General features: G+C 60.4%; 18 protein-coding genes. 4 read left to right on the plus strand and 14 right to left on the minus strand.

What is annotated here, in order from left to right; translation table 11 throughout:
- Positions 1-131 precede the first annotated feature (131 nt).
- Complete coding sequence (locus ACS5RD_RS12645; protein WP_054008717.1) at positions 132-1,157, minus strand: substrate-binding domain-containing protein; 1,026 nt, start codon at positions 1,155-1,157, stop codon at positions 132-134.
- A gap of 213 nt (positions 1,158-1,370) precedes the next feature.
- Between ACS5RD_RS12645 and ACS5RD_RS12650 the strand changes: the two genes are divergently transcribed.
- Positions 1,371-2,648, plus strand: a complete 1,278-nt coding sequence (locus ACS5RD_RS12650; RefSeq protein ID WP_489927725.1) for an ROK family protein — start codon at positions 1,371-1,373, stop codon at positions 2,646-2,648.
- Between the two features lie 99 nt (positions 2,649-2,747).
- Here the strand turns inward: ACS5RD_RS12650 and ACS5RD_RS12655 are convergent.
- The 3 genes from ACS5RD_RS12655 to ACS5RD_RS12665 form a co-directional block, all read right to left on the minus strand.
- Positions 2,748-3,505, minus strand: a protein-coding gene (locus tag ACS5RD_RS12655) for an IS5 family transposase (RefSeq protein ID WP_489927726.1) whose coding sequence is annotated in 2 segments (ribosomal slippage) — positions 2,748-3,163 and positions 3,163-3,505 — 759 coding nt in all. Because the reading frame shifts where the segments join, the coding sequence is not laid out codon by codon here.
- Positions 3,506-3,574: 69 nt separating this feature from the next.
- Positions 3,575-4,552 carry an NAD(P)-dependent oxidoreductase gene (locus ACS5RD_RS12660; protein WP_489927727.1) on the minus strand — a complete coding sequence of 326 codons (978 nt, stop codon included), beginning with the start codon at positions 4,550-4,552 and terminating at the stop codon, positions 3,575-3,577.
- A gap of 47 nt (positions 4,553-4,599) precedes the next feature.
- The gene (locus ACS5RD_RS12665; protein ID WP_156317777.1) at positions 4,600-4,758 is read right to left on the minus strand and encodes a hypothetical protein; all 159 of its coding nucleotides are present in this window, start codon (positions 4,756-4,758) and stop codon (positions 4,600-4,602) included.
- Between the two features lie 300 nt (positions 4,759-5,058).
- Here ACS5RD_RS12665 and ACS5RD_RS12670 point away from each other — a divergent pair, with 300 nt between their 5' ends.
- Positions 5,059-5,523 (plus strand): RrF2 family transcriptional regulator, encoded by a 465-nt coding sequence (locus ACS5RD_RS12670; RefSeq protein ID WP_054008720.1) that lies wholly within the window; start codon positions 5,059-5,061, stop codon positions 5,521-5,523.
- 9 nt (positions 5,524-5,532) lie between these two features.
- Here the strand turns inward: ACS5RD_RS12670 and ACS5RD_RS12675 are convergent, their stop codons facing one another.
- The 5 genes from ACS5RD_RS12675 to ACS5RD_RS12695 all read right to left on the minus strand — a co-directional run bounded on the left by ACS5RD_RS12675 (position 5,533) and on the right by ACS5RD_RS12695 (position 11,035).
- Positions 5,533-7,596, minus strand: a complete 2,064-nt coding sequence (locus ACS5RD_RS12675; protein ID WP_489927728.1) for an oxidoreductase — start codon at positions 7,594-7,596, stop codon at positions 5,533-5,535.
- A gap of 90 nt (positions 7,597-7,686) precedes the next feature.
- Entirely contained in the window at positions 7,687-8,631 is a 945-nt protein-coding gene (locus ACS5RD_RS12680; protein ID WP_054008722.1) for a LysR substrate-binding domain-containing protein, read from the minus strand.
- Positions 8,632-8,694: 63 nt separating this feature from the next.
- Entirely contained in the window at positions 8,695-9,366 is a 672-nt protein-coding gene (locus tag ACS5RD_RS12685; RefSeq protein ID WP_489927729.1) for a DUF1028 domain-containing protein, read from the minus strand.
- An 88-nt stretch (positions 9,367-9,454) separates the two neighbouring features.
- Positions 9,455-9,871 (minus strand): RidA family protein, encoded by a 417-nt coding sequence (locus tag ACS5RD_RS12690; protein ID WP_054008724.1) that lies wholly within the window; start codon positions 9,869-9,871, stop codon positions 9,455-9,457.
- A gap of 30 nt (positions 9,872-9,901) precedes the next feature.
- Positions 9,902-11,035, minus strand: a complete 1,134-nt coding sequence (locus tag ACS5RD_RS12695) for an aromatic ring-hydroxylating oxygenase subunit alpha (protein ID WP_489927730.1) — start codon at positions 11,033-11,035, stop codon at positions 9,902-9,904.
- A gap of 237 nt (positions 11,036-11,272) precedes the next feature.
- Between ACS5RD_RS12695 and ACS5RD_RS12700 the strand changes: the two genes are divergently transcribed.
- Positions 11,273-12,490, plus strand: coding sequence for a flavin-containing monooxygenase (locus ACS5RD_RS12700; protein WP_489927731.1), 1,218 nt, complete (start codon positions 11,273-11,275; stop codon positions 12,488-12,490).
- A 35-nt stretch (positions 12,491-12,525) separates the two neighbouring features.
- Here the strand turns inward: ACS5RD_RS12700 and ACS5RD_RS12705 are convergent, their stop codons facing one another.
- The 5 genes from ACS5RD_RS12705 to ACS5RD_RS12725 all read right to left on the minus strand — a co-directional run bounded on the left by ACS5RD_RS12705 (position 12,526) and on the right by ACS5RD_RS12725 (position 17,223).
- A complete protein-coding gene (locus ACS5RD_RS12705) occupies positions 12,526-13,137 on the minus strand; it encodes a hypothetical protein (protein WP_489927732.1) in 612 nt (203 codons plus the stop codon).
- A gap of 54 nt (positions 13,138-13,191) precedes the next feature.
- Complete coding sequence (locus tag ACS5RD_RS12710) at positions 13,192-13,662, minus strand: SPFH domain-containing protein (protein ID WP_489931373.1); 471 nt, start codon at positions 13,660-13,662, stop codon at positions 13,192-13,194.
- Positions 13,617-13,943, minus strand: a complete 327-nt coding sequence (locus ACS5RD_RS12715) for a hypothetical protein (RefSeq protein WP_489927733.1) — start codon at positions 13,941-13,943, stop codon at positions 13,617-13,619. Before ACS5RD_RS12715 ends, ACS5RD_RS12710 begins: the two co-directional genes overlap by 46 nt.
- 83 nt (positions 13,944-14,026) lie before the next feature.
- The gene (locus ACS5RD_RS12720; protein ID WP_489927734.1) at positions 14,027-15,046 is read right to left on the minus strand and encodes an ACP S-malonyltransferase; all 1,020 of its coding nucleotides are present in this window, start codon (positions 15,044-15,046) and stop codon (positions 14,027-14,029) included.
- Complete coding sequence (locus ACS5RD_RS12725) at positions 15,043-17,223, minus strand: dehydrogenase E1 component subunit alpha/beta (RefSeq protein ID WP_489927735.1); 2,181 nt, start codon at positions 17,221-17,223, stop codon at positions 15,043-15,045. Before ACS5RD_RS12725 ends, ACS5RD_RS12720 begins: the two co-directional genes overlap by 4 nt.
- A gap of 202 nt (positions 17,224-17,425) precedes the next feature.
- Between ACS5RD_RS12725 and tpa the strand changes: the two genes are divergently transcribed.
- Positions 17,426-18,808 carry a hypotaurine--pyruvate aminotransferase Tpa gene (gene tpa, locus ACS5RD_RS12730; RefSeq protein ID WP_054008729.1) on the plus strand — a complete coding sequence of 461 codons (1,383 nt, stop codon included), beginning with the start codon at positions 17,426-17,428 and terminating at the stop codon, positions 18,806-18,808.
- The last annotated feature ends 68 nt before the right edge of the window (positions 18,809-18,876 follow it).

Here is an 18,876-nt window from a genome sequence, read left to right on the forward strand (position 1 = left end):
CGAATAGGCCTTTGATCAGGCTGCGGCTTTGCGTCTTGGGAAAAGCCCGACGCCCGCACAAAGGCTGACGCCGGACCGTTAGTTTCGTGCGTTGGCAGACCCGCTTTGCGCAGATCTGCCTGCTGTGCCGCTTATTGGCAGGCAGCAACGCCTTCCATAGCGCCTTCGCAGGCTTCGGCTTTCGAGATATGGCCGCCGTCGATTGCGAGGTTCAGCGTGTCTTTGGTGATCGCGGTCGGGGTCAGCAGGATCGCGTTCATCTCGACATGCTTCTCGCCGTCGCTGAACTTGGTAGCACCAGCAATCGCGTCAATCGCGGTGCCGCCAGCCAGTTGCGCTGCAATCTCGCCAGCCGCTTTGCCGAGTTGACGCGAGTCTTTCCAAACCGAAACGGTCTGGGTGCCACGTGCCACACGGTTGATTGCTGCCAAATCGCCGTCTTGGCCGCCCAACGGAACCACAAGTCCCTGTGCCGCCAAAGCAGCAGATGCGCCGCCCGCCATACCGTCGTTTTCAGCCAGAACGGCGTCGACAGCGTTGTTGTTGGCGGTCAAGATCTGCTCCATGTTCTTCTGAGCATTTTCTGGCTTCCAGCCATCGGTATAAACTTCGCCGACGATCTTGATGGTGCCAGCTTTTACAGCCTCGCCAATGACTTGCTCCATGCCCGAGCGCAGGAAGTCCGCGTTCGGATCACCGGGATCGCCCTTGATGATGGCGTAGTTGCCATCGGGTTTGGCCTTCATGACTTCTTCGGCGATGATTTTGCCAACGCCGACGTTGTCGAAGGTCAGGTAGAAGGCGCGCGCGTCTTCGATCAGACGGTCGTAGCCGACAACCGGGATACCTTCGGCAGCGGCTTTCTCAATGGCTGGGCCAATGGCGTCTTTGTCCCATGCATTGATGATCAGAACATTGGCGCCCTGAGCGATCAGCGCGTCAACATCGGACAGTTGTTTCTCTGATGACGACTGCGCGTCAGCCGAGATATATTCGTCGCCAGCGGCTTCGATCGCGGCCTTCATTGCGGCTTCGTCGATCTTCCAACGCTCTTCTTGGAACTGCGCCCAAGACACGCCAATTTTTTTGCCTTCTGCCAAAGCAGCCGACGAAAAACCCGCTGCGGCGATGACCGCAAGCATAATGACCTTACGCATTTTTATCCTCCCTATGGATTCGGCCAGCGTATGACCTGTTCCGCAGATTCGCTAGAACTGTGCGAAAATTGCCGCGAATAAATTCAGTTGTCAAAATAAAACTGATAGACGAGAACAGAAGTGCCGGAATATCTCGCAAATCTGCGCTGCATTGCAGCAATAATAGATCGTGTGAGAACAATTTCGCCTTGTTTTTGTTCGGAGATCAAATAAATGGCGGGTTTTGGCGGCGCAGAAACGGCAAAAGCGGGGGGCTTGGGTTGTGGCCCACTGATTGCTCCGTTGTCCGAATCAATGCGACCCTTGCGCCAGCAGGTGTTTGAGCGGGTGCGCGCTGCAGGGCTGATTGCAAGGGTGCAGGTGGCGAAAGATTTGGGCGTCTCGCCGGCCTCGGTGACGACGATTACCTCGGAATTGATTGAGGCCGGGTTGATCGAGGAGGTCAGCGCGCCGCGGGACCCTGAACTGGGGCGGGGGCGGCCAGCGGTGGCTTTGGGGGTACGCGCACAGGCGCATCTGGTGGCGGGCATGAAGATGTCCGACCGCGAACATTCTGCCGTGATCGTCGATTTCGCGGGCAATCTGCTGGCGAATGAGGTGGTGCCGCGCAGGCCCGGCCCGATGCCCGTGTTGGAAATGCTGGACGCGATGGAGGCTTTGCTGAACCGGGTGTGTGAGAACGCCGGGATCGCGCGGGCGGCTTTGTCGGGGGTGGGGGTCGGCCTGCCGGGGTTTGTCGATCAGGCGGAGGGTGTGGTGCTCTGGTCGTCGACCCTGACCGAGCGCGCGGTGCCTTTGGCACTGGCTGCGCAAGAGCGGCTGGGTCTGCCTGTGAGCATCGACAACGACGCCAATCTGGTGGCTTTGGCGGAATTATGGTTCGGGGCAGGGCGGAGTTTGGCGGATTTCGCAGTGGTGACGTTTGAGCATGGCGTGGGCATGGGCTTTGTGATGAACCACCGGATTTATCGCGGCGCGCAACGCCTGGGGTTGGAGTTGGGCCATACCAAGGTGCAGCTCGATGGCGCTTTGTGTCGCTGTGGGCAAAGGGGCTGTCTGGAGGCTTATGTCGCCGATTACGCCTTGGCGCGCGAGGCGACCACGGCGCTGAATTGGGGGCATCGCGATGGCCAGTCGATTTCGGTGCTTTTGGAGAGTCTCTATGATCACGCGCAGGCGGGCGACGCCACGGCGCGCAGCATTTTTCGACGGGCGGGGCGGTATCTGGCGGTGGGGTTGGCGAATGTGGTCAATCTATTTGATCCGGCGCTAATCATTCTGTCCGGCGAGCGACTGAAGTTTGACTACCTTTATGCGGCGGAGACTTTGGCCGAGATGGACAATCTGGTGATCAACACCGGGCGTCCGCGGCCGCCGATTGAGATCCACGCTTGGGGCGATCTGCTCTGGGCGCATGGCGCGGCGGCTTTGGCTTTGTCTGCTGTGACCGAGCGGATTTTGACCGCCCCGCGCGAGTTGGCGGCGCAGTAGGTTTGCGGGGTTGAACTGGGGGTTTCACACCCCCAGACCCCCGTGGGATATTTTCGCCAAGATGAAAAATTTTAGATAAGTTTTAGGGACCGTGGACATTTAGCGCAGCGCAATGATTGTTGCGGCGATGCTCCACGTTGCGCGGTAGCTTGTGTCGGTTTTGTCGTACCTTGTGTTTACGCCTCTGAACTCCTTGATCTTGCTGAAGTAGTTTTCGATGAGGTGTCGCCATTTGTAGGCTTCGGCGTCGTGGGGAATGTGCAGGATGCGGTTGCGTTTGGCGGGGATGACGGCTTCTGCTTGCCTGCGGTCCAACTCGGCGCGCAGGTGGTTTGCGTCAAACGCTTTGTCGGCCATCAGGGCGTTGAAGCTCAGCCCCTCGATCAGGTCCGGCACCCCGGTAATTTCGCTGCGCTGACCCGGCAGAAGCACAAAGCGCACCAGATTGCCAAGCGCGTCTGTCAGCGCCAGAACCTTCGTCGTCAGCCCGCCTTTCGAGCGCCCAATCGCTTGATTTCGAGTCCCCCTTTTGCGCCGCTCGCCTTCTGATGCGCGCTGATGATGGTGCCATCAACGAGGACGTATTCAAAGTCAGGCTCCCCCGATATGGCGTCGAAAATACGTTGAAATACATCGGCTTGCGCCCAGCGGCGAAACCGCCGGAACACAGAGTTCCAAGCGCCAAAACCCGGCGGCAGGTCACGCCATGGACCGCCAACCCTGACCTTCCAAAGGACGGCTTCAAGAAACAGCCGATTGTCCTTCGCCGTCACCCCGCGCGTCCGCAACGAGCCCGGCAAAAGCGGCTCGAGAAGCCGCCAACTCCGGTCAGAAATGACAAAACGTTCAGCCCGCATTCATACCTCCTCAAAAGGAAGCTTGAATCACGATATCCACCCAATGGGAATCCTAAATGTCCACAGCCCCTAGGGAATGCCGTTCAGCTTGGCGGTGAAATCGGCGAGATGCGGGACATAATCTTCTGGGCCATCGCCGCCATTGGCCATCGCATAGGCGAAGGCGTTTTTCGCCGCAGAGGCCATGCTTGTCACCACTTTGGCATCGTTCGCCATTGATTCCAGATAGCGCAAGTCTTTGTAAGCATTGCTGATGGTGAAGCGATGCGCCTCGCGGTTGCCCTCCAAAGCACAGGCCATAAAGGTTTGATAAAAGCCGCAGTCCATCCGACCGCCGCGAATAACGCTGTCAAACTTGGCAATCGGGATGCCGACTTTTTCCGACAGCGCAATCGCCTCGGCATAGATCGCGGCATAGCCGAGTGAAATGAAATTGTTCAGCAGTTTCATGCGGTGGCCATCGCCGACCCCGCCAATATGCACGATCTTGCCCGCCCAAGTGGCGATGATTGGCTGGATGCGGGCGAACAACTCAGGCGTGGCCCCCACCATGCAATCGAGCGTGCCCGCCCAAGCCTCTTTCGGGGTGCGGCTGAGCGGGGCGTCGGCGAAATTAACGCCGATGGCTGCCAGATCGCGGGCCAAGCTTTCGGTCACCACCGGGTCGGAGGTGGAGCAATCGACCAGCACCGCACCGGGGGCAAGGCCGGGTTTAAGGGCGGCCACCACCTCGGTCACCTGCGGCGAGCCGGACAGGCAGAGGAAGATCACATCGCAAGCACGAGCGAGGTCGGCCAAGGATGTGGCCTCGGCCGCACCACGGGCGATCAGATCCTCGACGGGCGCGCGGTTGCGGTGGGCGTAGACCGTCAGCGGATAGCCCTTAGCCACGATGTTCGCGGCCATGCCCTGACCCATCAGGCCCAAACCGACAAAACCCACCCGCACCTGCGCCATGCTCGCCCCCAATGTTTGGGGCAGAGTTACATCGCGGCGGCGGAGTTTCAAGCTGGGTGTCGTTTGAGGCAGCGCGTCAAGCGGAGTCACAACGCAAAAGGCAGGCCGCGCCGGCCTGCCTTTCGTGATGGATCTGGTTATTCGGTCTGCTCTGCCGACATCAGCGGGTTGCGGCTGGAAAGGCTGCCTTCGGGGGCGAAAATGATCACCATCACGCCGATATAGGCCAAACCAAACACAACCAGAGCAAGATACGTGGCGCGCCGCGACGGGCGCTGAGACATGGTCTGAGTCATTTGAACATCCTGTGCAGCTTTGGATGGATCGTGCCACTATATTATCAAGCTTTTGTGAGTCGCGAAAGCATTATTAATCTATCAAATATATCGTGATTGATTCGGGTGGCGTGGATGGGCGGTTTTCGCAGTGATTTCTGGGGTTTCAGGGCTGCTGATCCATCGGCGATTGTTGGCTTGTAGCGGGCTCCGGCAGCAATCCCCTGCAAAACCGTCACGCAGACGCTTTGCTGTCAAGTTTTTTTACAATCCCGCCTCGCGCGGATTGATTCCTTTTTCCACGCCAGTTAGGTCTTGGAGATGATTACACAAAAGATGAAATATGCGTTGAAGGCGCTGTTGGTGTTGGCGGATGCGGCAGCGATGCCCGCGCCCGAGGCCTTGACGATCGAAGCGATCGCCAAGCGCTCTGGCACGCCGAAACGGTTTTTGGAGCATATTCTGCTGGAAGTGCGCAACGCGGGTATTATCGCGTCAACCCGCGGGCGCTCGGGCGGCTATCAGCTGATCAAACCGCCTGCGGAGATTTCGATTTCCGAGCTGCTGCGGCTGATCGACGGCCCGATTGCGCCGTTGCCGTGCCTGTCGCGCCGCGCTTATCAGCGTTGCGAGGATTGTGTTGACGAGGAAAGCTGCCGCATCCGCAAGGTGTTTGCCGATATTTTCTGGTCATACCTGCTGCTGATTGAATCGCTGACCTTGGCGGATATGCTGCGCTCGGGTGCGGTGGCTGCCCAAGTGCTAAGCGAGCCGTTGGCGTCTTAAGCGCTGGGTTTAGTCTTGCAACGCCGTGACTTCGCGGCGGAACGACAGGGCGTCGCCGAGATCGGGCATGTCCAATTCGCGGGCATAGCGATGCCCCGCATAGGTCGCCCAAGCAATCGGGCCGGGGGCGCAGGCATCGCCGATCACTTTGACCGATTGGATGCCTGCGTCGGCCCAGTCAGCTTCGCGGGCTTGCAGATCGCGGTAAAGCTGGTCTTGTGCGATGCGGCTGGCAACCATCACGACGGATTCCGCGTCAATGTGGGATTCGGCTCCGGTGTAGACGCAAGCCGTTGTAACACCCTGCGGGTTAAGTGAAATCATCCCGGTGTTCAGCACAATCTTGACACCAGCGGCTGCCAGTTTGCGATGGATCGAGGCTTGCTCAAGCGTGTTCAGCGTCCAATCCGAGACATAGGCCGACGGGGTTATCAGCGTCACCTCACAGCCATTTTGCGCCAGAAGTTCCGCCAAAACCCCGCCCATGTAATAGTGATCGTCATCAAACACCGTGACACGACCCTTGGGCAGGCTGCCCGCCATAAGATCATCCGGGGTGTAGACGGGCAGGCCCGCATTGGGGATCGGCTCGACATGCATTCGGGCCACGCCATCCGCCCGCCACAGCGCACCTGTCGCTATGGCGACGTGCTGGAAGCCGAAATCGAGGATATCGGAGGCACTCAGGCGGCTGTCGAAATAGGTCTGCACATTCGGGCGCTGGCTGATCTGATAGGCGCGATAATCGGCAACACGGCCCCAAGCCGACAGCCCCGGTAGCAGGCGTTCCTTGGCGACGCGGCCGCCGAGGGTTGTGCCTGCTTCGGCCAAGGCCACATCATAGCCGCGCAGTGACAGGGCGCGGGCGGCTTCCAGACCCGCCGGACCAGCGCCGACGATCAGCACGTTCTGGCTGGGACCTTTGGCGTTCATCGTCTCGGGATGCCAGCCTTTGCGCCATTCTTCCATGAAGGTCGGGTTCTGCGTGCAGCGGCTGATGCTTTGGGTCATGTCACCGGTGACGCAAATATTGCAGCCGATGCATTCGCGGATATCTTCGATGCGGCCTTCCTCGATCTTTTTCGGCAGGAACGGATCGGCGATCGAGGGCCGCGCACAGCCGATGAAATCGAGCGTGCCTTGACGGATCATTTTCGCCATCACATCAGGGCTGGTGAAGCGACCGACGCCCACGACCGGGCGGCTGGTCAGCTCGCGAATGCCTTTGACAAGGGTTTCTTGCGCGGCTTCCTCTTTGAAACGACTTGGGCCAGAGCAATCCTCCCAAGTGCCTTGTGCCAGATCCCAAAGGTCGGGCAGATCGCCATTCATTGCGATGAAATCACGCAGTTCGGCATTGGAAAAGCCAAGCTTTCCAATTTGTTCATCGAGGCTGACCCGCATGGTCAAAGCCATCGTATCGCCCACGGCGTCGCGCATATCGGACAGCACTTCGCGGGCAAAACGCGAGCGGTTCTCCAGGCTGCCACCATATTCATCGCTGCGCTGGTTGGTGGCGCGGGATAGGAAATGTTGAAAGATTCCAAAGCCATGCGCGCCGTAGAGACAGATCAGATCAAAGCCCGCCAGTTTGGAGCGTTTCGCCGCATTCACGAACCAGCGCCGCAGGTTTTTGATGTCGGTTTTGTCCAAGCCCCGCGCCTGCACCGGATCATTGGTGAAGGTGCGAATGGGGCCGGGCGAGACTGCCATCGGCACCTCCTTGGTGTAAAAATTCGGGCCGTTGATGCCCGAATATGCGAGTTGAATCCCCGCTAGACCGCCGTGGGTTTTCATCGCGGCTGCCATCTTGGCGATGGCCGGAATGTCCTGATCCTCCCATAGCCGCAGCTCAATAAACGGTGTGATTTCAGAGGTATGGTGCATTTCGGTCTGTTCGGTAAAGATCACCCCCCAGCCGCCCTCGGCCTTGATGCCGCGCATCGCCGCTGCGGCAGAGGGGTCGCGGTAGCCAGCACCATTGCAGTGCGGTACCTGATAGAAGCGGTTTTTTGCGATCAACGGACCAATGGCTTGTGGCTGAAACAGAATGTCATAACGAGGGTCGCGCATGGTCCGGCCTTTCGGGTGGGGTCGCAGCACTTTGGCCAGCTTGGATCTGGCATAAAGCACGCGTTGGTGAAGCGTGACTTAGGCTACGCCTTATCTGCTGCGCGGCACTTTCAGATGCAGGCCGGGGGTGGAATCCAGCGTGATCTCGGCGCGGGCGTGGTCGATAAAGGCTTGCACGGTTAACGAAATCCCGGCGCCTTCGGCCAAGGCGAGGCCAAGTTTCATCGGACGCACCGCCCCTGTGAGCGGCACATAGCGCAGGCGGCGGCCATCGGGGGCGGCGTCGGTCAAGGGGCGGATATTGGCGATGGAATAGCCAAAACCATTGGCGACCATCGACTGCATCACGCCCATGTCACGCGTGCGCTCGACGATATTGGGGCGCAGGTTGTTGGCGCTGAAATGTGACAGAAAATAGTCGGACGACAGCGGCAGATCGAGCAGGATCATCGGATATTCCGCCAGATCGCGCGGGGTGACGTGATCGCGCTGTGCAAGCGGGTGATGCAGGGGCATCACCGCGTAGGGCGGCAGCGTAACAAGCGGGACGAAGCTGAGATCAGAGGGAATATCAAGGTCATAGGTAAGTGCGATGTCGAGATTGGCCGAACGCAGGGCGGCGAAGATTTCGACTTGGTTCAGCTCGACTTGGGTGAAATCCACCTCGGGGAAGGCCTGCACAAAGCTGTGGCGCAGTTGCGGCAGAACCATCTGCGCGAAGGTGACGAGGCAGCCGACGGAAAGTGGGCCGCGCACTTTGCCAGTGATCTGATTGGCAAGTTCGTTCAGCTTTCCGGCCTCGGTCAGCACCTGCTTGGCCTGGGCGACGAATTGCTTGCCGCCTTGGGTCAAGGATAGGCCGTGCGCGTGTTTGCGCACGAACAGGGCGAGGCCAAATTCCGCCTCCAGCTGCGAGATCGCGGCGGAGATCGAGGGGCTGGAGACGTTAACCTTTTCCGCCGCAAGCGCGATCGAACCGCTATCGCCGACGGCGACGAGGTATTCCAACTGACGAAGCGTGAAGCGAAGCGGCATCTGGGGCTGTTCCCGGTTTTGGATTAGGGACAGCCTAAGCATATTGCGATACCCGCGGCAAATCTATTCGTCGCCGGGCACACCGTAAGACGGGGCTTGAGTAGGATCTTGCGCGCGCTGAACATAGGCTGCCATCTGCGGGCGGTAAATTTTCCAAGCAATTTCAAGGTCTTGGATCGGGGTGTCGGACCAATCAATCCGCAGGTCGACCAAGGGCCAATCGAGTGTGTCGGCGATTTTCATCCCCGCCGAATGAACCGGGCCAGCCTCACCGCCCGCCGCCAGACCTGCGGTCAAAGCGGCAATCAGGCGGTCGCCGAGATGGCCTTTGGTGGTCTCAAACGCGGTGATCATCGCGGTGGGGATGCTGGGATTGGCGAGTAGATTGCCACCAGCAGCGCAATCTTGGCCTTGGGCTTCGCCCCAGGTGCCGAGGACTTGCGTGCCAGAGTGGATGGCGGTTTTGCCTTGGGTGTCGATCGCCAGAAGTTGTCTGTAATCAATGTGTTGACGGTCCTTGGTGATTTCCGCCAAAGCCTGATCGGCAGGTTCGCCCTTGGCCAATGCGTCCAGCAGCAGCGGGCCCAAAGCCGGGTCGGTGATGTTCTGGCTGGCAACCGCACCCACGCCCGCCCGCACATGCGCGCAGCGGGCGGCGACGGCGGGGGAGGAGGATGCGATCACCATGCCGAATTGTCCGGTTTTGGCACAGCGGGCGATGAGGGAGAAGGTCATATGTCGTCCTTTTGGCCAAGCGCCGGGGGCTTTCCGCCCCCGGACCCCCGAGGATATTTGAGCACAGAGGATGAACCTTGGCGGAAGGTTAATCTGGGATCACAGCGGTCGCGTCAATCTCAACCAGCCAATCAGGGCGCGCGAGCGCCACAACGGTCAGCCCGGTGCAGACCGGATGCACGCCTTTGATATATTCGCCCATCACCCGGTAGACGGGTTCGCGGTGGCGCACGTCGGTCAGATAGACGACAAGTTTGACCAGATGCTCCATCCGCCCGCCGGCTTCTTCGATCATCTGTTTGATATTGCTCATCACTTTATGGGCCTGCTCGGCGGGATCGTGGCTGCCGAGGTTCTCGGCGGTGTCCAGATCCTGCGGGCAGGCGCCGCGGAAATACAATGTGGTGCCGCCACGGGTGGCGACAAGATGGCAGAGGTCGTTGTCGAGGTTCTGCTCAGGGTAGGTGACTTTGGTGTTGAATTTACGGTAGCGGGTGATGGTCATTTTGTCCTGCTGGGTTGGGGCGTTTTCGGGTCAGGCTGGGATGCGGCTGGCGAGGTATTGCGCGAATTCGTAGTTTGGCCGCTCGAGATGCGACAGCGGGCCGGGGGTTCCCATGCCGGACAGCAGGCCGCGATAGACTTTCTCGGTGCAGCCTTTGTCCTCGATATTCACATCATCAAGCAGGGCTTTGACCTTTGCCAGATGCGCCGGGGCTTCTGGGTCGGCCAGCCAATCGGCGCTCATCCCCATGCCGAACAGCACGTTGACGCGACCGGGGCCATCGGGGGTTAGCGACAAATACCAGAAATAGCCCGGCGTGAGGGTGATCAGCAGCGAGGGGTAAATCGCCAGCAGCCAGGTCTTGCGGCGATCATCGCCTTGCAACGTGGTGTTGGCGGGATGGGCGAGGGCGAGGGGAACGGAATCGTTTTTCAGAATCCAGTGATAGTTGAAGGCCTCGGTGCCTTCGGGGCAGGTCATTTCATCCAGCTTTGTCGCGCCGCCAATGGTGCCCGCGTGGCACATCGGCAGGTGGTAGGATTCCATGAAATTTTCGGCCAGAACCTTCCAGTTCGTCGCCCAGTTAAAGCTTTCCTGATACGTCTCGGTATAGGTGGACATATCCAGATTGGGGATCAGATCGCGCACCCCGGCGAGGGCGATTTCGGGATCGGGCGCGTCGGGGTTCAGGCTGACCATGATCCAGCCTTGCCAGACTTGGCAGCGGATCTGTGGCAGCGACAACTGGTCTTTGCAGAAGCCCTCGTTCAGCGTCATCGCCGCGGCCCCGCGCAGAGTGCCGTCGAGATTATAGGTCCAGGCGTGATAGGGGCAGACGATGGCGCGGGTCGTGCCACGGCCTTGCAGCAGCGTGGACATCCGGTGGCGGCAGACGTTGGACATCGCGCGGATTTCACCGTCACGGTCGCGCAGCACGATCACCGGCTCGCCTGCGATCTGCATGGTCAGGTAATCGCCGGGGTTGGCAAGGGTTTCGGCGCGGCCGGCGCAAAGCCATTCCTGCGCGAAGATGTGTTTCTGCTCCTGCGCGAGGAAGGCGTCGCTGGTGTAAAGCGATTTTGGCATCGCATGGGCCTGATTGAACGGCACCGAGACATTGGCGTGCAACGCGGCGGCGGGGGGGAGGCTGTGATGCTGGTTCATGGCGTGCTCGCGGCTGAGGGTGCTCGGGGGTCAGAAGCTGAACTTTGCCCGAAAGCGACGGTGCGAGCCATCAGTGTTTTGCTCAGCTTTGCTTAGGCGGGGCTTAAGCCAATCTGCGGCGTGGCTTTGGGCCTAGCCTAATCAATGCTGCGTGAAATCCTTATTTGCGCTGGGCGGTGGCTGTCTTACAGGATGGGGAACTGCCGATGAGGCCACCCACAGCAAAAGGACGCCGCGATGCCCACCGAACATATTGACACGCTGATCATTGGCGGCGGGCAGGCCGGGCTTGCGATGAGCGCGCAGTTGCGGGAGCGCGGGGTGCCGCATCTGGTGCTGGAGCGGCACCGGATTGCCGAACGGTGGCGCACGGAACGTTGGGATTCGCTGGTGGCGAATGGCCCGGCTTGGCACGACCGCTTTCCGATCCTGACCTTTGACGAGATCGACCCGGATGCTTTCGCGCCGAAAGAGCAGATTGCGGCGTATTTTGAGGCGGTGGCCGAGAAGATCGCAGCGCCGATCCGTTGTGGGGTTGAGGTGACTTCGCTTGAGCCTTCGAGCGCGGGGTTTGTGGCTGAGACTTCGGCGGGGCGGGTTGAGGCTCGCAATGTGGTGGTGGCGACGGGGCCGTTTCAGAAGCCGTTGATCCCAACTTTGGTGCCGGAAAGCGCCGGCATCGTGCAGATGCATTCCAACGCCTACCGCAATCCGGGGCAGTTGCCGGAGGGCGCGGTGCTGGTGGTGGGCGCGGGGTCTTCGGGCGCGCAGATCGCTGATGAATTGATGCGGGCGGGGAAGAAGGTTTATCTGTCGGTCGGGCCGCATGACCGCCCGCCGCGCGCCTACCGGGGTAAGGATTTTGTCTGGTGGTTGGGGGTGCTGGGGCAGTGGGACGCGCGCGCGAAAGAGCCGGGGACCGAGCATGTCACGATCGCGGTATCGGGGGCGCGGGGCGGGCATACGGTGGATTTCCGGCGATTGGCGGCGGGGGGGATGACCTTGCTGGGCCGGGTTGGTGAATATCGCGACGGGGTGTTGCAGGTGGGCGGCGATCTGGGCGCGAATATTCGGCGGGGCGATGAGAATTATCTCGCGACGCTGGATCTGGCGGACGCTTACGCGGCGACTGAGGGGTTGGATCTGCCTTTGGAGCCGGAGGCGCGGCTGATTGGGCCGGACCCGGACTGTGTGAGCAATCCGATTTTGGCGCTGGATTTGCAGGCGGCGGGGATTTCGTCGATCATTTGGGCGACCGGGTTTGGCTTGGATTATGGTTGGTTGAAGCTGGATGCGTTCGATGAAAAGGGCAGGCCTGCGCATGATCGCGGGGTGGCAGGGGTTCCGGGATTGTATTTTCTGGGGCTGCCCTGGCTGTCGCGGCGGGCTTCTCCGTTCATTTGGGGGGTCTGGCATGATGCGGATTATTTGGCGGGGCATATCGCGGCAAGGTAGTGTCCACGCGTGGACAGAAAGCGCCGCAAGTGAAATCAATCACTTGCGGCGTGTCGTTCAGGATTTGTTAAGCTGTAGGCGTTTGATATGACATCGGGCGGGCTGTCTGGCGCGTTTGCTGGGGCGGGCGTCACAATAGGCGTGGCGGGCGGGGCAACGGGTTTGATCGCCTTATCCAGAAACGCCTTGCCCAGCGGGCTTTGCGCGAAAGCCTCGACCGACGCGGCCAGATGCGTGCCGCCTTTTGAGGTAAACAGATCCATCACCGAACTCATCCCCTCAGCGGGATTTCCGGTATTGGCGATCACCTTGACATCGGCGCTTTGCAGCGCGCGGGCCTGTTCGCCACCGACGACAATATAGCCTTTGATGCCCTCGATCGTCATCAGATATTGCTGGTAGCTGGCATTCTCGCCGATCTCTTTGGCCAGCACGATTTGCGCCTCAACCGGGGCGAGTTGCATGGCTTTTTCGGCGGCGGCGCGGGCCTCGCCCAAGGCCTGAATACCCTCGGCTTCGCGCTGTTGGGCGGCGAGATTGCCCTCGGCGATGATCACCGTGGTTTGCTTGTCTTGCTCGGCGGCGACGACCTGTTTGTCGCGCTCAATCTCGGCGCGGCGGACCTCATCGACGCGGGTGACGGCCATGTGACGCTCGCGGGTTTCCTTTTCTTGGGTCAGAATTTCCTGCCGCGCCTGTTCCTACGCGATGCCGACCGCCTTTTGCTTTTCGGCGGTCTTCTCGCCCACCGCGCGCTCGGCTTCCTGCTTGCGCATGTCAATCTCGCGCTGCGCTTCAATCTCAGCAGTTTCTGCGGCGCGCTTGTTTTCGGCCACTTCGCGGCGGCTTTCCATCTCGATATGCGAGATTTTCTTCGCCATGATATTCGAGATCACTTTTGAACCGCTGGCGTCGCGAATATCCATCAACTCTATAGACTTGACGGGTTCAACGCCCCATTGCTTGAGCTGCTCGATCACTTCAGAGGTAAACGCCGCGCCGAATTTGGAGCGTTCCAGCATGATGGCGTCGATCTTGTCCGAGGCCAGCACTTTGCGCACAGCGCCTTGCACGATCTGCATCAACTGCTCTTTCAAAGCCGCAATGGAATCAACGCGCTGCGCGGCTAACGCGGTGTCGGCGATGCGGAAAAACGAGGTGACATGCACCATGAACGGCACGCGTCGGTGTCATAAGCTTCATAATCCTCCAGCGTCAGATCGAAGTTGCTGACCGGCAGTTGGATCACATTGACGCCAAAGCGCGGAATCCACGACGGCCACGCGTAATAGACGTTTCCGGCATCGAGGTTGGTGCCATAGGGCGTGGTGGCGCGGCCGCGTTGGATGATGTGCACGACATTGGTGCTGACCACGCGGCGAAACAGGATTGCCAGCAGGAGGGCAAGTACGACCAGCGCCACGGGGGCGAGGATCAAAGGCAATAGCGGCATAGCAATCTCCTGAATTGAATGGCCGGAGTTTGCGATGGATCGGGTTAAAATACAATCAAGGCGGAGGGGGAGTTTTGCGCGGGTTAAGTCACCATCGCGCGTTGCTCGGACAGGCCCATGGAGATGACGAGAGGGTTTTGGGCTTGGCGGGTTTGGAAATCTTGTTTGCTGACAAGGTGTTGGTGGTTGGCTAGGATCAGGCTTTGCGCGACCGCGCCGCCCAAAGTGGTGCCGGGGCCCGCGATGATGAACAGATCGGGGGCAAATTCGCGGGCGGCGGTGCGGATGGCGGCGGTGAAATCGTAGGGTTCGGTGACTTGGTGGCCGAGGGTGTAGGCGTGGAGTTGGTCGGTTTTGGTGGCGCCGGGCCACCAGATGCTGCCGCGCCCGTCGATCAGCGGTTTTTGGGGCTGTTGGAAGAGGGCTGCGCGGAGTTGGGCGCGGCCTTGCGCGGCGACTGGCGCTTGCAGGACGGTGTGGAAGGCCGCGTGGTTGGCAAGGCGCATAGGGAAGCGGGATTGTTCGGGCGGGACGGCGGATTCGAAGGCTTTTAAGCCCGCTTCGTTGCCTGCGAGGACGAGCATTCCGCCGAGGTCGATGGAGAGGGTGAGGGTGTGGTCGGGGCGGGTGTTGATTTCGGCAGCTAGGCGCAACAGTTCGGCTTTGCGGGCGGGGTTCGGGAGCCAGTTTTCGGTTAGGAACGGATGGATGATCTGGCCGCCGATCAGGCTTTGCTGCATCAGCGTGCCCATGGTGTTGACGACCTCGAAGCCGTTCTCGGGGGTGAGCGCGCCTGCGCAGGCGAGGGCGGAATACCAGCCCATGGAATTGCCGGTAACGGCTGTGATTTCAATGTCTTTTAGGGAAAGCGCATCGCCCAGAGTGCAGGCATAGATCAGGGCGGAGGCGTTGTCGCCTCGGGTGTGTTTTGACACCGAGTAGGTGGCGGCGCTATCGAGCGCGGTCAGGGTTTCTTGGTTCAAGGCGCTGCGGCGGGCGTCGAAATGCGCCAGCAGCTTAGCGTCGGGGAAGCGGGTAAGGCTGCCCAATTCGGTCTTGGTATAGGTGCCACGGCCGGGGCAGATCAGGACGGCTGTTCTCATTTGCAAAGCTCCACGGCGGCGGCGGTTATCGAGGCGGCGGAGGGCATCGTGGCGGCATAGGCGGGGCCGGTGGCGATGAAGCTGTCTTGTGCCGTCAGGCGGGCGAGGTTGGTGGGTGGGCCTTCGTGGAACAGCGCCATCAGGGCCTCGGCGACGCCGCCAGAGTGGCGGGTTTCATCGACGATCAGGATGTTTTTGCAACCTTTGGTGGCGGCGAGCAGGGCTTCGATGGGGAGGGGGGAAAGCCAGCGGGTATCAATGATGCGGGTCTTGATGCCAGCGGCCTCGATCTGCAGAAGCGCTTGATGTGACAAGTAATTACCATTGCCGAAGGTGACGATGGCGAGGTCGGTGCCGTCGCCGTGGATACCTACCTCGCCGAAGGGAATGGTCTGGTCGGGGGCGGGGTAGCGCTGCATCCATGCGCCGTCTTTATCGGCGTGCAGATCGCGCATTGGATAGAGCGCGATGGGTTCGAGGAAGACGACGAGGCGCTGTTCTTCGCGGGCAAGGCGGGCACATTCACGCAGCATTTTGGCGGCATCGGCTCCGTTGGAGGGCACCGCTAGGATCAGGCCGGGGATGTCACGCAGCACGGCCACCGAATTGTCATTGTGGAAATGGCCGCCGAAGCCCTTTTGATAGCCAAGCCCCGCGATGCGCAGCACCATTGGGTTGCTGTATTGGCCGTTGGAGAAGAACGGCAGGGTGGCGGCCTCACCCCGAAGCTGGTCTTCGGCGTTGTGCAGATAGGCGAGGAACTGGATTTCTGGAAACGGGATGAAGCCGTTTTGCGCCATGCCGATGGCAAGGCCAAGGATGCTTTGTTCATCCAGCAGGGTGTCGATCATCCGGGCGGGGCCGAAGCGCTGGGTCAGCTTTTGGGTCACGCCGTAAACGCCGCCTTTGCGGCCGACATCCTCGCCCATCATCACGATTTCAGGGTGGGTGAGCATCAGATCGGTCAGCGCCCAGTTGATCAGGCGCGACATGATTTGCGGCTCGTCCATCTGTTTGAGGTCGCCTCCGAAAGCCGTGGCGCGGGCGTCGGGGTTGGGGCCGTTGCTGGGCTTGCAGGGGCGGTGCGGCGGGATGATGGCGGCCATCACTTCCGTAGCGGTTTTCAGATGCGGGCGGGTGGTAGCCTCGGCTGCGATACGGGTGATGCGCTGGGCGGTCTCGTTATAGATTTCAAGGGCTTGAGCGGCGGGCATGGCGCTTGCTTGGTCGAGTTGGCGGACCATATGCAGCAGGGGGTCATGGGCTTCCTCGGCCTCGACCTCCTCGCGCGGCAGATAGGTGGTGGGCATATCGGCTCCGGCGTGGCCGTAGAGGCGGATGGTTTTCAGGTGCAGGAAGGCGGGTTTGCGGCGGGTGCGGACGTAAGCGGCGGCTTCTTGGGCGACGCGGTACGTCTCGTAAATATCAAGGCCATTGGCGTGAAAATACTTCAGGCCGGGGCGGTGTTTGAAGCTGTTGGCGATCCAGCCGGTGGGGGTTTTGGTGGAAATGCCGATGCCGTTGTCCTCGCAGACGAACAGCAGGGGGAGGGGGAGGCTTTGGTAGGAGGTCCAGCCTGCGGCGTTGAAGGCGCCTTGGGCGGTGGAATGGTTGGCGGAGGCATCGCCGAAGCTGCAATAGACGATGGCATCATCGGGAAGCTGCGCATGCTCGGGGCGGTTTTTCTTGGCAGCGCCAATGGCATAGGCGGCGCCGACGGCTTTAGGCAAATGCGAGGCGATGGTGGAGGTTTGCGGGGGAATGTTCAAAGATTTGCTGCCCAGAACCTTGTGCCGCCCGCCGGAAATTGGATCATCTGACGAAGCGGCAAAGCTGAGCAGCATGTCATAGGCGATGGTTTGGCCCGGCACTTGCCCCGCGCGGGCGATCTGGAAGGCGGCATCGCGGTAGTGCAGGAAGGCCATGTCGGTGGGGCGCAAGGCGAGGGCAACCGCCGCCAGCCCCTCATGCCCCGACGAGCCGATGGTGTAAAACCCGGTGCCTGCACGCTGCATCTCGCGCGAAGTGCGATCCAGCGCGCGGGAGGTGCAGGCGGCGCGGTAAATGGCCACGGCATCTTCGGAGGTGAGGGGGCCAGTGGCAGGATTGCCGGGCGGAAAATCGCGGGCAGCCACCCGGCGCAGGAAGTTTTCGTGAACGATGACAGAGCGGCCCATATTTCCCCCATTTTGCCCAATGTTTAGCCGATTGTCGGCGGGGGAGGAAACGAGAAGAAGGCATGGGGCTATGTGGAAACGGCATAGATCCGCTCTGGCCTTATCGGCCCTTGCGGTCTGGACATAAGAGGAAGCCGGATGATCCCGGATTATGGCGCGAAATCTGACCGCACGGGGCGGTCTAGCAAAGTGAGGTTCGGCCATGCAAGGCTATACAAACGCCAATGACATTTCTGCGGTGGTGGCCGCCGACAAGGCGCATGTCTGGCACCATCTGAGCCAGCACAAGGGCTACGAGAGCCCTGATGTTGACCCTCGGATCATCGTTGAGGGCAAGGGTCTGCGGGTCTGGGATGCGCGCGGCAAGGAATATATCGACGCGGTGTCTGGCGCGGTCTGGACAGTGAACGTCGGCTACGGGCGTGAAAGCATCGCCAATGCGGTGCGCGATACCTTGTTGAAAATGAACTATTTTGCCGGGGTTGGCGGATCTATTCCGGGGGCTTTGTTTGCCGAACGGCTGATTTCGAAGATGCCGGGGCTAAGCCGGGTCTATTATTCGAACTCGGGGTCCGAGGCGAATGAGAAGGTCTATAAGATGGTGCGCCAGATCGCGCACAAGCATCACGGCGGCAAGAAGTGGAAGATCCTGTACCGCGAGCGGGATTACCACGGCACCACGATTGGCACGCTTGCCACCAGCGGCCAGTTGGAGCGGGCGGCGCAGTATGGGCCTTACCCGGATGGCTTCGTGATGGTGCCGCACTGCTTGGAGTATCGCAAGCAATGGGATGTTGAGAACTACGGCGAGCGCGCGGCGGATGCGATTGAGGAAGTCATTCTGCGTGAAGGCGCGGATACCATTGGTGCGCTGGTGCTGGAGCCTGTGACCGCAGGTGGTGGTGTGATCACGCCTCCGACCGGGTATTGGGAGCGGGTTCAGGAAATCTGCAAGAAATACAATATCTTGCTGCATATTGATGAAGTGGTTTGTGGCGTCGGCCGCACCGGGACGTGGTTTGGCTATCAGCACTACGGCATCAAGCCGGATTTCGTGACGATGGCAAAGGGCGTGGCCTCGGGCTATGCGGCGATTTCTTGCACGGTGACCACCGAAGCGGTGTTCGACATGTTCAAGGATGCTGGCGATCATATGTCGTATTTCCGCGATATCTCGACCTTTGGCGGGTGCACGGCGGGGCCAGCGGCAGCGCTGGAAAACATGCGGATCATCGAAGATGAGGGGCTGCTCGACAACACCCTGAAGATGGGTGCGCGGGTGATGGATAACCTTAACGCTTTGATGGAAAAGCACAAAGTTATCGGCGATGTGCGTGGCAAAGGGCTGTTCTGCGGTGCGGAATTGGTGGCGGATCGTGTCACCAAAGAACCGATGGATGAGAAAAAGGTCGCCGCTGTGGTCGCCGCCTGCAACGCGCAGGGCGTGATCATCGGCATGACCAACCGCTCGATCCCCGGTCTGAACAACACGCTTTGCCTGTCGCCTGCGCTGATCGCCACGCCGGATGACATTGATCAGATCACTGGGGCGATTGATAACGCGCTGACGACGGTGTTTGGTTAAATTAACATCCTTGCAGCCGGGGCATCATTAGTCCCGGCTGCGCAGGACCCTTGCTAGCACGGAGCCTG

This window comes from Cypionkella sp. PAMC25878, from assembly GCF_058135695.1.

What these genes read in the sequence shown, in the direction of transcription:
- ACS5RD_RS12645 (WP_054008717.1), bottom strand. Translation starts at nt 1,157, where the DNA reads ATGCGTAAGGTCATTATGCTTGCGGTCATCGCCGCAGCGGGTTTTTCG.
- ACS5RD_RS12650 (WP_489927725.1), top strand. Translation starts at nt 1,371, where the DNA reads ATGGCGGGTTTTGGCGGCGCAGAAACGGCAAAAGCGGGGGGCTTGGGT.
- ACS5RD_RS12665 (WP_156317777.1), bottom strand. Translation starts at nt 4,758, where the DNA reads ATGACTCAGACCATGTCTCAGCGCCCGTCGCGGCGCGCCACGTATCTT.
- ACS5RD_RS12670 (WP_054008720.1), top strand. Translation starts at nt 5,059, where the DNA reads ATGATTACACAAAAGATGAAATATGCGTTGAAGGCGCTGTTGGTGTTG.
- ACS5RD_RS12675 (WP_489927728.1), bottom strand. Translation starts at nt 7,596, where the DNA reads ATGCGCGACCCTCGTTATGACATTCTGTTTCAGCCACAAGCCATTGGT.
- ACS5RD_RS12680 (WP_054008722.1), bottom strand. Translation starts at nt 8,631, where the DNA reads ATGCCGCTTCGCTTCACGCTTCGTCAGTTGGAATACCTCGTCGCCGTC.
- ACS5RD_RS12685 (WP_489927729.1), bottom strand. Translation starts at nt 9,366, where the DNA reads ATGACCTTCTCCCTCATCGCCCGCTGTGCCAAAACCGGACAATTCGGC.
- ACS5RD_RS12690 (WP_054008724.1), bottom strand. Translation starts at nt 9,871, where the DNA reads ATGACCATCACCCGCTACCGTAAATTCAACACCAAAGTCACCTACCCT.
- ACS5RD_RS12695 (WP_489927730.1), bottom strand. Translation starts at nt 11,035, where the DNA reads ATGAACCAGCATCACAGCCTCCCCCCCGCCGCCGCGTTGCACGCCAAT.
- ACS5RD_RS12700 (WP_489927731.1), top strand. Translation starts at nt 11,273, where the DNA reads ATGCCCACCGAACATATTGACACGCTGATCATTGGCGGCGGGCAGGCC.
- ACS5RD_RS12705 (WP_489927732.1), bottom strand. Translation starts at nt 13,137, where the DNA reads ATGGCCGTCACCCGCGTCGATGAGGTCCGCCGCGCCGAGATTGAGCGC.
- ACS5RD_RS12710 (WP_489931373.1), bottom strand. Translation starts at nt 13,662, where the DNA reads ATGGTGCATGTCACCTCGTTTTTCCGCATCGCCGACACCGCGTTAGCC.
- ACS5RD_RS12715 (WP_489927733.1), bottom strand. Translation starts at nt 13,943, where the DNA reads ATGCCGCTATTGCCTTTGATCCTCGCCCCCGTGGCGCTGGTCGTACTT.
- ACS5RD_RS12720 (WP_489927734.1), bottom strand. Translation starts at nt 15,046, where the DNA reads ATGAGAACAGCCGTCCTGATCTGCCCCGGCCGTGGCACCTATACCAAG.
- ACS5RD_RS12725 (WP_489927735.1), bottom strand. Translation starts at nt 17,223, where the DNA reads ATGGGCCGCTCTGTCATCGTTCACGAAAACTTCCTGCGCCGGGTGGCT.
- tpa (WP_054008729.1), top strand. Translation starts at nt 17,426, where the DNA reads ATGCAAGGCTATACAAACGCCAATGACATTTCTGCGGTGGTGGCCGCC.